Source organism: Corallococcus exercitus (genome assembly GCF_003611585.1).
Classification (GTDB): Bacteria; Myxococcota; Myxococcia; order Myxococcales; family Myxococcaceae; genus Corallococcus; species Corallococcus exercitus.
Map to the genome: position 1 here is coordinate 1 of NZ_RAVW01000331.1, position 11,075 is coordinate 11,075.

Consider the following 11,075-nt stretch of genomic DNA (forward strand, 5'->3'; position numbering starts at 1 on the left):
GCACAGCCAGCGTTGATCATGCCTGACGCTGGCTGGCAACCTCCTGATGCCTTCCGAAGCCGGGTCCAATGCCGGTGTTTGATCCACCAGGTTGATTTTCCGGCCTGAGATCAGGGACAGCCCCTAGCTAGAATTCCAAGGTTTGACAGTCCTTCGAATGAGCCATGGCTCAGCGACCACATCAACAAGTTTATGTCGCTCTATGTCGCCCGATGATTCAGCGATCAGAGATTCCGCCTCCTAAACGAACTAACGCCGAGATCAGTTGAGTTGAAGGAAGGAGAGGCAGTGACGGAACCAGGCCGCGAGCTTTGCGAGCGGAGTGGCCGCGCGTAACTGCCTCACCGTCCGCGCCAGGTCCTCAATGGCCCGAGGAGCAATCCGGCGAAGCTGGCGCTTCAGGTCCGCCCACCACAACTCGATGGGATTGAAGTCCGGGCTGTAGGTGGGCAGGTACACGACGCAGGCCCCAACGGCTTCAATTGCCTGGCGCACACCGGCCACTTTGTGGGCACCCAGGTTGTCCATCAGCACGACGTCGCCTGGATGCAGCCAAGGGCAAAGCCTCTGACGAATGAAGCGCACGAAGATGCGGCCATTGATGGCTCCTCGGTGCGTCATCAACTTGGGCCGGCAGCCCACGCGGATGGCCCCCACGAGGGTCAGGGTGGTCCAGCGGCCTCCAGGGCGCACGCCTCGGGCACGTTGCCCCACCGGCGCCCAGCCGTACTCGCGTGCCATGGAGGTATTGCAGAAGGACTCGTCGAGAAAGACGAGCCGCCGCACGTCCACGACGCTCAGGAGTGCGGCGAGGACACGCCGGCGCCAGAGGTTTTGCGGCGCGTCGCGCTCGCAGGCGGTGAAGGACTTTTTTTATGCGAGAAGCCCAGTCGATGCAGCGCCCGCTGCATGGAGGGACGGCTGGTGATGATGCCCGTACGAGCCGTCAATTCGGCCATCAGCTCTCGCACCGTTGCGTCCGGCTTCTGTGCTACCAGTCGCTTGAGTTCGCTGGCCACCTTGCCCCGGATGGGCGAGAGCCTGCCGCCACCCTTGGGCCGTGGAACGACGTCGCCTGTCTCTCGATACAGCCGCAGGACGCGGCTGACCGTCGCCTCGCCAATGCCCAGCAGGTGGGCAATCTGCGCATACGACAGTCCCTCGTCGTGGAAGGCCCGCACGATGGCCCGCCGCAGCTTCTCCGGGGTGGGATGTCCTTCGCTCATCCCCAGAGAAGATCAAGCCTCGATGATCGCGTCAAACGAGCCCTGGGTTAGGCCCCAACTTCCTGCAGTTCCATTACGAGTCTGCCCACCAGCCGGACTTCCGGTACCTGCGCTTCAGTGGCAGATGGCTGCTGCATGGGGAGTCTCGCTCCTCCCCCTCCCGCCCCTTCACCAAGAGGACGACTGCGGTCACTTCCGAACTACAGCTATAGGAGCAAATTGATGTCAAACGCGACTCACACACACCATCCCATTCGCTCCGTTGACTGCTGCACATTCCGATTATACCATACGCGGGACCAATGAGAGTCTGTGGGGAGCCCTTTTTGGTCTCAGGACCGCCCAACAGCTTTGCCTTCGCCGGCAAAAGGATCCTCAATGAATCGCACCTCTGGCTCAATCTTGCTTGTCATTGCTCTCGCGACGATCTGCATGACGGGAGAGTCTTCCGCCCAGACGACCATCATCAGCCAGTGCGTCCTTCTTCCTCCTATATCCCGAACTGCCTCCCCGCATCCATACAAAGCCCTAGTCATTGGCAACAAAGACTATGGAACACTTACTCCGCTGAGTAACCCGGTCAACGACGCAACAGACGTAGGCCAAGCACTCACGGAGTCAGGCTTTGAGGTCACACGCTGCACCAACCTGACCCGGGTTGCTCTCGATCAAGCCATCATTGACTTTCTCACCTCACTCGATCCCCAGAGTGATGAAGTCGCGCTGTTCTATTACACTGGACATGGGGCTGAGATTGACGGAGTAAACTACATCTTCGGAGTTGACTTTCCCAAGCTTCCCTCAAAGGAGGTCAAAAGCCATGTAGCCCTAAATGCATACAAGCTGCAACACCTCCTGGAGCGCCTCTCTGTCAAGCAGACGGCATTCAACATCGTAATTCTGGATGCATGCAGAGACAATCCATTCGCATCCCAGACATCAAAATCCATCATCGCCCGAAAAGGCTTTTCACCCATGCTCGGGGCCAGGGGAACATACATCGCGTTTGCCTCGGCGCCTGGTCAGCAGGCCAGTGACGGTTTTGACGGCTCTTCCAACAGTCCTTTCGCGGCGGCGTTCTTGAAAAGTATCGGCCCAGACGAACTTGAAATCGATCAGGTGTTTCGTCTGGTGCGAGAGGAGGTTTGGCGCTCGACTACGGACCAGAGTCCCTGGTCCAACATCAACGTCGTGGGAAGCTTCTACATGTCACGCAAAGGAAGCCGGGCCGTGGTCCAAAAACCTGCGCCAACTGATTTTGAGGTCATGACAACCGAAGAGTCTGCAAAGGCTCCTGCAGCCAAGAGTACTTCCCCTTGATGGGTTGGGTGCTCAATTCCCCCAGCAGACTCTCCACTGACAGGATCCCATGAACACGCGTGCCACTCTTCCTTCCCGGATCATCATCCTCCTGCTCTTACTCACAGCCCCGAGACTGGTGCGGGCGGCGTCAGCCAGAGGCAGCCTGACGGCCCAAGATCTGCGCCCCGACCTCTCCGCCATTCAATACGCAAGCAGTTGCGATAAGATCATCACCTCCTACTTGAGCCTGTCACAGAGGGCCACCGACCCCACCTGCAAAGGCAACCTGGATATCGCCTACGCGTTTTGCAGCGATCCAATACTGAGCCCAGCGGTTCCGCAGCTCGACGTGCTGAGCAAGACCGCCTTTGCTAACTGCCAGCCCGATCAGAAGAAAGGTCTCCTACCCGAGGCCGCCCTGGGAGGCCTTCAGTGGCAGCAGGACGTCATCTCGGGAGTCGCGGCCTTCCTCGTCAGCAGGGCAAAGGCCGAGGCTATTGCTTCCTTTGCCACGCAAATGCAGGAGGACATTTGCACTAAAGGCGATGGCGAGAAACTCCTGCCCTTGACGTGTTCCTTCATCAGCACCGTCAGCCCCTATGACGTTCCCGTGTCCTGGACCGCGTTGAAGGGTACCCTCGAGAACGACCTGCAGGATCTTCCTTACAATTACATCGATAATTATGTCCCACCTCCCAATCCCGCGTACCACGACACCACGGAGCTGCTCAAGACGACCATCCAGAGCAGTTCCTTGATTCTGAAGGGAGAGGAACCTCTGCGAGTTCTCTCGGGGCTGGAGAAGAAGTATCGGGCTACCAGCAACTGCACAACCACTCCCGCCTCGTGTGGAATGCTGGGAATCGGTATCGCAGTGCAAATCATCGGCCCGGGACTCACAGAGAACTTTAATCCTGACCTGAAGTTTCTTGAGATTACGACGCGCCTTTTCCTGGAGGAATTCAAGAAGAGGGAGCTAGTCGCGGCGAGGCTCGACACTGGCAAACTCACGAGTGCGCTTTTAAAGCTGGTTCTCGTAGCCAAGGAGCTGCAGGTCACGCTGACCAAGGCCCGGGAGGCAAGGACGGTGTTGCTCACCACAACTGGCCGTCCCGAAGGAGCCCATTTCGCGGATGCGGTCTCGAAGATGTCCGCCTATCTCCTTGCGATCTCCTCGACCATTGCCGCTGCAGAAGACTTTGCGGCACTTCTCGACGCACCAGTGGCTGGCTTTCAGGCGGCTCACAAAGCTACCGGGCATGTCATTGATGCTCTGGATGGAGTCAACCGCCAGGACTACACGCGCGTAGTGCTGAGCTTGCTCCTAGTTCCGGCTGATCTAGGGAGTAAAGATACCTCACCCGTGTGGCTGAAGAAGTACGGCCCGTTCCTCGCGCAGTTGGCCACGGCTAAAGATCCGGAGTCGGCTCAGCAGGCGCTTGAGGCCATGGCTCTGCCAGTAGGTAGTTACCGGCAGAAGCGCGGCAAGACCAAAGAAGGATTAACCCTATCCATCAATGGGTACCTGGGAGTGCAGGGAGGCATGGAATGGCTCGCCTCCAGCGAGATCCCGCAGGCCCCCTCGGCTCACCTAGGGCTGTTCGCGCCCATCGGGATTGAGGCCTCGGTGGGCCTCGGAGAGGCCTCTTCGTTGGGCCTGCTATTTACCATCATCGATGTGGGGGCCCTGACGGATTTCCGACTCAAGGGGAGCAGTTCCTCCGACCAAACGGATAAGCAGCCCCAAATCTCGGTCGATCAGGCGCCGACGTTTGGGTTCGCCCAAGTTTTCTCCCCTGGGCTCTATGCCGTCTGGGGCATTCATAAGGTCCCGCTGGTTCTGGGGATCGGCGCCTCCATGACGCCCGAGTTGCGCCGCGTTAGCCTTCTTGAGGAGCAACGGACCCAGGACGTCTCAGCGCTTCGCTTTGCAGCCTTTCTGGCGGTCGACGTCACGATTCTGGCCTTCTGATCCATCCTGGGGGAATATGCATAGCCATCTGCTTAGGCCGTGGCAGCCTCGGTTCAGTTACGAGCACTGAGGGCGGACGGACACCGTGTCATGACGGATTGTCATTCCTGGCAACCCATCCCCTGACACGGAGTCCGCCGGCAGGCGGAGCGCGCCGTGCCCCCTTGGGTAGACACTTGGCCCCTGTCTTGCTCAAGGCCTCCCTGTTCCAAACAGGGAGGCTTTTCCGTGAACCGTGGAATGCAGAGGTCCATCCAGGGCCTGTCCGTCCTGCTTGTCTTTTCGTGCGCCCTGACGGCCGCGTTGCTCGTGAACCAGGGGCTCGCTGTATTGGTGATGCCCGGCATCCGGGACACGTGGGCCGCGGCTCCAGTGCCTTCGGACATCCCTCCCGCGCCGACGCTGGATGATGCGCGGCTGGCCCGGCTGACGGGGCTCTCCTTCGCAACCGGGGTGGAGGTGGATCCGGAGCGACCGCCGGACCTCCGCCGCAGCACGCTGGGCATTCGTTTGCTGGGGACCCTGGTGGCGCAGGATCCCCGGTGGTCCATGGCCTCCATCCATGAGCTTCCAGCTGGCAGCGCGCGCAGCCTGATGCTCAGTGACACCATCCAGGGCGCCCGCGTCTTCGCCATCGAGCGGGAGCGCATCCTGCTGCTGGTGGATGGGCGGCTCGAATACATCGACGGGTCCGGAAGCGCGGCGCCTCCTGTTGCGGTGAACGTCCATCCCGGCGCCGCGCTGGGCCGGGGCATTCGCGAGACAGGCGCGGACACCTATGCCGTCCCCCGCGAGGACGTCACCGAGGCACTCACGCACCTGGATGACCTGATGATGCAGGCGCGCGTCGTTCCCTCCTTCCGGGACGGCCGCGCGGTGGGCTTCAAGCTGTTCTCCATCCGTGAAGGGTCGCTCTACTCACGGTTGGGGTTGCGCAATGGAGACGTGCTCCAGCGCATCAACGGCCTGGACCTGGACAGTCCGGACAAGGCGCTGGAGGCCTTCAACACGCTGCGCGAGGCCCGGCGCATCGAGCTGCTGATTGAACGCGGCGGCACCCCGGTCCGGAAGGTCTTCGACGTCCAATAAATCCCCTGTAACCCCTTTCCAGGGCGCTGCGTACATGTCGGCAACCCGCTGTTCCCGACCTGATCACGGAGCCATCCCATGAGCCTCTGGAGCCCCGCCGCCCGCGACGCCTTCCGCGCCCGCATCACGCCCAAGCCTGTTGCCCGCCTGGAGGTGGCCCCGAAGGCCGCCGCCGCCCTCAAGCCACCTCCCGCGAAGCTTCGTCAGCAGGATTCGTTCACCCCGGCACGTCAGGCGTTCAAAGGCCCGATGCCCGAGCTCAACCCCCAGGCCATCCACACCGGCTACGACAAGCCGCGGCAGGTGGAGGATCTGCCGACAAAGAAGACGGGCACCGCCATCCTCACCCTCAACACCGCCACGGGTGCGGGCGACGAGTACAACAGCAAGACCAACCGCAAGGCCCAGGCCCAGCTCATCAAGGACTCCGGAGCCTCCGTCGTCGCGTTCCAGGAAGTGGACGTGAACGTCAAGCGCAGCGGCGACCGGAACACCGCGCTCGACGTCGTCACCGGCGTCGACCCCCGGTTCGCGGTCTTCCTGGGGAAGAACAGCCCTGAGCCGGTGGACATCTACGCGGATGCTCCGGAGACCGCCATTCGCACGGGCGCGGACGGCACCACCCTCTACCAGACGCCCGGGGGCACGCTCGTCACAGGCGAGTCCTTCTCCGGCGATGACCGCAACGGTGGCATCAGCGAGGATACGGGCGCGGATGCCACCTACGGCAACGCGACCTACGTCGCGGCTCCGGATGAGCTCACCGAGGCCTATACCGTTGCGCTGCCCACCAGCGCCGGGGGCACGGGCGCCGCCTCCGCCGACGAGCTGGCTGCCCTCGCGGACGGCAAGCTGACGCCCGAGGAGCGCAACCAACTGCACGACAACAACGAAGTCCTCCGCCGCGGCGGCACGTCGGAGCCGCGCTCCGCGCTCGTCACCCGCGTCAAGGGACCGGACGGCCAGGAGCGGACCATCATCAACGTCCACGTCGCCGCGGACGAGAAGAACAAGGACCTGCGCGACGCGCAGCTCGCGTACATCGCGCAGCTCGCCGCCGCAGAGGCCAAGGGTCCGCCCGCGCGGGACGTCGTGGTGATGGGAGACCTCAACACCTCCACCTCGGAGGTACAGGAGATCTTCGGCCAGTACGGCCTGCAGCGCGCCGTGGGCGGCACGAGCGGCGGCCCGGGGGAGATTGAGGACTTCGACCAGGTGTGGACCACGGCCGGCGTGAACACCCAGAACAGCGCCCAGGTGGAGACCGGCGGCGTGTCCGACCACCCGCACGCCGGCTACACGGAGATCAGCTGACGCGAGGCGTCAGGCCTGCGCCGCTGGCCCATGGATTGCTCAAGGCCCCTCTGTTCCAAACAGGGAGGCCTTTTCGTGGACCGTGAATGCAGAGGTCCATCCAGGGCCTGCCCGTCCTGCTTGTCTTTTCGTGCGTCCTGACGGCCGCGTTGCTCGTGAATCAGGGGGTCGCGGTCCTGGTGATGCCCGGCCTCCGGGACACGTGGCTGAGGATTCAGCGCTTTCGAACGTTCCTCCCGGCACGACGCTGGATGGGACGCGGCTGGCGCCCCGGTCCGAAAGGTCCTCGACGTCCAGTGACCCGCCTACGGGAGGGTCTGAGCCCCACGTTCACCAACCCAAACGACGAACTGTTCGCACTCACGGAGCCAATTCTTGTCGTCCGGCTGCCGATGCCGCTCTCCCAGCTCAATCAACGCCTCTACGAATTCGAAGTCGAACCGCTTCGCGAAATCACGAAGGCTGGCGTTGTCCATTTCATCTTCGTAATGGCAAATGAACTCACGAGCCATGAGCTGCTGCCACGAGCACACGGGCTGAACGAGGCCCTCCGTTGGCATTTCCACGTAGAAACGGAGAAACCCACACCTCTGTCGGTCATAGGCAAACAGATGGTCGAAGTTGCTGTTGTCCATGAACGGCACCACCGCATCCGCCCCATAGTGCGCCTGATGCGCTTCGGTCATCCGGTAGTACTCATCCGGACGCCCGTACCGGTGCCTGCAATCCTCGGGTGGATTGCCATCGAAGATGTCCAGGATGACTTGAGGAAGCTCCAGCTCGACGATGAGGTCCCGCGCGACCGCTCTGCTGATGTGCGCCATGGCAGGTCTAAAGCAGCTCCTTCAGCTTCCGTTCGTTGGCGCTCGGCTGACGGCCCCAGCGCCTGGCGTACGAATCACCCGTACTTGTTCAGGCCTGCGCCGCCGCCAGCTTCTCCTGCGCGGCCTCCCACCGGGCATAGAGGTCCTCCAGCTCCTCCTTGCCCGCGCGGTGCGCGTCCATCAGCGGCTTCGCCCGGGCGAAGTCGTTGTAGAGCACCGGGTCCGCCAGCTGTCCCTCGCGCTCCTTCTGCTCGGCCTCCACCTTCGCGATTCTCTCCTCCAGCTTCGCGATCTCCTTCTTGATGGGGCCCTCCACCACGGAGCGCCGCTGGCGCGCCTCCGCCTCCAGGCGCTTGCGCTCCTTCTCCGACACCGGCCCCGTGCCCGCCGCGGCGCCCTTCCCGCTCGACGCGCCCGTGTCCGCGCCCTCCGCCGCCAGGCGCTGCTGCTCCTGGTGGTAGAGGTATTCGTCCAGGTTGCCCGGGTGCGACGTGAGCTTGCCGTCCGCCACCTCCCAGACGTGCGTGCACAGGTTGTTGATGAAGCTGCGGTTGTGGCTGACGAACAGCAGCGTGCCGCCGTACAGCTTCAGCGCTTCAATCAGCATCTCCGACGAGTCCAGGTCCAGGTGGTTCGTCGGCTCGTCCATGAGGAGGAAGTTGGACGGGATGAGCAGCAGCTTCGCCAGCGCCACGCGCGCGCGCTCGCCACCGCTCAGCACGCCAATGGGCTTCTCCACGTCGTCGCCGCTGAAGAGGAACGCGCCCAGCACGCCGCGCACGTAGCTCTCCGGCTTGTCCGCCGCCAGGGGCCGCACCTCCTCGATGATGGTGTTGCGGCGGTCCAGCTTGTCCGCGTGGTGCTGCGCGTAATAGCCCACCACCACGTTGTGCCCCAGCGTCACCTTGCCGGTGTCCGGCGCCAGCTCCCCCGCCACCATCTTGAGCAGCGTCGTCTTGCCCGCGCCGTTCGCGCCCACCACGGCGATGCGCTGGCCCCGCTCCAGCCGCGCGTCCAGCCCGTCATAGACGGTGAGCGCGCCGTAGCGCTTGGTGATGCCCTCCATCAACACCACGTCGCGGCCTGAGCGCTCCACTTCCGGGAAGCGGAACTTCATCGTCTGGCGCTCTTCCAGGACCTGGACCTTCTCCAGCTTGGCCAGCATCTTCGCGCGGCTCTGGGCCTGCTTCGCCTTGGTGGCCTTGGCGCCGAACCGGTCGATGAAGCCCTGCAGCTCCGCGCGGCGCTGCTCCACCTTCTCCGCCCGGGCCTGGAGGAGCACCATCTCCTCCGCGCGCTGGCGCTTGTAGTCCTCGTAGTTGCCGGCGTACTCGCGCACGCCCTCCATCTCCAGCGACACCACCCGGTTGATCTGCCGGTTGAGGAAGTCGCGGTCGTGGGAGATGAGCACCATCGCCTTGTTGGAGCGGCGCAGGAACCCGTCGAACCACGCGAGCGTGGGCACGTCCAGGTGGTTCGTGGGCTCGTCCAGGAGGAGCAGGTCCGGGTCCTGGAGCAGCAGGCCCGCCAGCGCCGCGCGCATGCGCCAGCCGCCGGAGAGCGCCTGGGTGGGCTTGGACAGGTCCATGTCCTTGAAGCCCAGGCCCTTGAGGATGCGCTCGGCGTGGTGCCGGCCGTAGCGGTTCTCGAAGTCGTCCAGCTCCGCGTGGAGGTCCGCCAGCGTCTGCGCCAGCTCCAGCTGCTCCTCCTCGTCCGTGCTGGCCGCGAGCGCCGCTTCCGTGTCCTTCAGGCGCGACTCCAGCGAGTCCCGGCCGGGCACGGTGCTCATCACCGCCTCCACGACGGTGCCCTCTGGCAGGCCGGCGATCTCCTGGGGCAGGTAGCCCGCCCGGGCCCGGCGGCTGTACTGGACGGTGCCCCCGTCCGGCTGGCTCACCCCGGCGATGATCTTCATCAGGGACGACTTTCCCGTCCCGTTGGCCCCCACCAGTCCCACCCGGTCCCTGGGACCAAGGGTGAAATTGTCCTCGTCGAAGAGGACCTTCTTTCCGTAGGCGAGGCTGATGTCCTGGGCGATGACGAGGCTCATGGCGGAGGGGGGAGATAACAGCCGGCAAGCCCCACGGGAACGGTTCTGATGCCTGCCTGACTGCCCAGGGAGCACATCTCCCCGGTTGGGTGGAAGGCGGGGCTTGCCTATACTCCCGGCACCCATGGCCGCCCCCTGCCCCCACTGCGGTAGTACTGAAGGTCAAGATCACCTGTGCGCGGCGCAGAGCCTCCAGCTCCTGGGCCAGGTGCTGGACGGCCGCTACAAGATTGAAAGCGTCCTGGGTCAGGGCGGCATGGGCATGGTGTTCCGCGCCACGCAGACGTCGGTGCAGCGCCCGGTGGCCGTGAAGACGCTCAACCCGTCGCTCGCCGCGGCGCCCCAGTTCTTCGAGCGCTTCCGCCGCGAGGCGGAGATCGCCAGCCGGCTCAGGCACCCGAACGTCATCACCATCTTCGACTTCGGCCGGGCGGCGGACGGCACCTGCTACTACGTGATGGAGCTCCTCAAGGGGGAGAGCCTCAAGGAGCTGGTGAAGCGCGAAGGGCCCATGACCCTGCGCCGCGCGGTGAACCTGCTGGAGCAGGCCACGCTGGGGCTGGCGCACGCGCACGAAGAGGGTTGCGTCCACCGCGACCTGAAGCCGCACAACATCATGGTCCAGGCGCTCGACGGGAAGGACTTCGTCAAGGTGCTGGACTTCGGCCTGGTGAAGGCGCTGGAGCAGGACGAGGAGGAGCAGCTCACCTCCACCGGCCAGGTGCTGGGCACCCCGCAGTACATGCCGCCCGAGCAGGCCGGCGGCGAGGCCGTGGACCAGCGCTCCGACCTCTACTCGATGGCGGGAGTCCTCTACTTCTGCCTCACGGGCAGCTCTCCCTACGGCGCGAACACGGTGCGCAAGGCGCTGACGGCGTCGCTCACGCAGCCCGTGCCCCCGGTGAACAGCAAGCGCCAGGGCGCGCCGGTGCCGCCGGAGCTGGACGCCTTCTTCACCAAGGCGCTCGCGCCGGAGAAGGAGGACCGTTACCAGAACGCGCAGGAGTTCATCGACGCGCTGCTGGACGCGGTGGAGGGCCTGTCCGCCGACGAGCTGGACGCCCACCCCACGGGCGGTACGCCGGGTGTGGAGCGAGGAACGGGCAGCCGCAGCCGTGCGGGCTCTGGCAGCCGCGCGGGTTCGGGAAGCCGGTTGGGCTCTGGCAGCCGCGCGGGCCGTGCACCGGCCCCGGGCAAGACGGGCTCTCGCGCGGGCCTGGCCCCGCCCCGGGGGACCACGCCGGCGGGAGCGCAGGCCCCTGCTCCGCGTGGGACGTCCAACGCGCACAGCCCGGCGC

At 64.3% G+C, this 11,075-nt stretch carries 9 protein-coding genes; 5 read left to right on the forward strand and 4 right to left on the reverse strand.

The window, feature by feature from the left end:
* Nucleotides 1-261 precede the first annotated feature (261 nt).
* The gene (locus tag D7W79_RS30780) at nt 262-792 is read right to left on the reverse strand and encodes an IS630 family transposase (RefSeq protein ID WP_208729885.1); all 531 of its coding nucleotides are present in this window, start codon (nt 790-792) and stop codon (nt 262-264) included.
* Between the two features lie 5 nt (nt 793-797).
* Nucleotides 798-1,226, reverse strand: coding sequence for a helix-turn-helix domain-containing protein (locus D7W79_RS30785; protein ID WP_120528944.1), 429 nt, complete (start codon nt 1,224-1,226; stop codon nt 798-800).
* A 378-nt stretch (nt 1,227-1,604) separates the two neighbouring features.
* On the opposite strand from D7W79_RS30785, the gene D7W79_RS30790 reads away from it, so the two are divergent.
* The 4 genes from D7W79_RS30790 (at nt 1,605) to D7W79_RS30805 (ending at nt 6,903) form a co-directional block, all read left to right on the forward strand.
* Complete coding sequence (locus D7W79_RS30790; protein ID WP_120528945.1) at nt 1,605-2,546, forward strand: caspase family protein; 942 nt, start codon at nt 1,605-1,607, stop codon at nt 2,544-2,546.
* A 49-nt stretch (nt 2,547-2,595) separates the two neighbouring features.
* Nucleotides 2,596-4,500 (forward strand): hypothetical protein, encoded by a 1,905-nt coding sequence (locus D7W79_RS30795; protein ID WP_120528946.1) that lies wholly within the window; start codon nt 2,596-2,598, stop codon nt 4,498-4,500.
* A 228-nt stretch (nt 4,501-4,728) separates the two neighbouring features.
* Nucleotides 4,729-5,589, forward strand: coding sequence for a type II secretion system protein GspC (gene gspC, locus D7W79_RS30800; RefSeq protein ID WP_147442134.1), 861 nt, complete (start codon nt 4,729-4,731; stop codon nt 5,587-5,589).
* A gap of 78 nt (nt 5,590-5,667) precedes the next feature.
* Complete coding sequence (locus tag D7W79_RS30805; RefSeq protein ID WP_120528948.1) at nt 5,668-6,903, forward strand: endonuclease/exonuclease/phosphatase family protein; 1,236 nt, start codon at nt 5,668-5,670, stop codon at nt 6,901-6,903.
* 305 nt (nt 6,904-7,208) lie between these two features.
* Here the strand turns inward: D7W79_RS30805 and D7W79_RS30810 are convergent, their stop codons facing one another.
* Nucleotides 7,209-7,727, reverse strand: coding sequence for a hypothetical protein (locus D7W79_RS30810; RefSeq protein ID WP_120528949.1), 519 nt, complete (start codon nt 7,725-7,727; stop codon nt 7,209-7,211).
* Nucleotides 7,728-7,815: 88 nt separating this feature from the next.
* Nucleotides 7,816-9,777 carry an ABC-F family ATP-binding cassette domain-containing protein gene (locus D7W79_RS30815; protein ID WP_120528950.1) on the reverse strand — a complete coding sequence of 654 codons (1,962 nt, stop codon included), beginning with the start codon at nt 9,775-9,777 and terminating at the stop codon, nt 7,816-7,818.
* 124 nt (nt 9,778-9,901) lie between these two features.
* Between D7W79_RS30815 and D7W79_RS30820 the strand changes: the two genes are divergently transcribed.
* Nucleotides 9,902-11,075 (forward strand): serine/threonine protein kinase (locus D7W79_RS30820; RefSeq protein WP_244222063.1); only part of this gene is annotated, 1,174 nt, incomplete at its 3' end.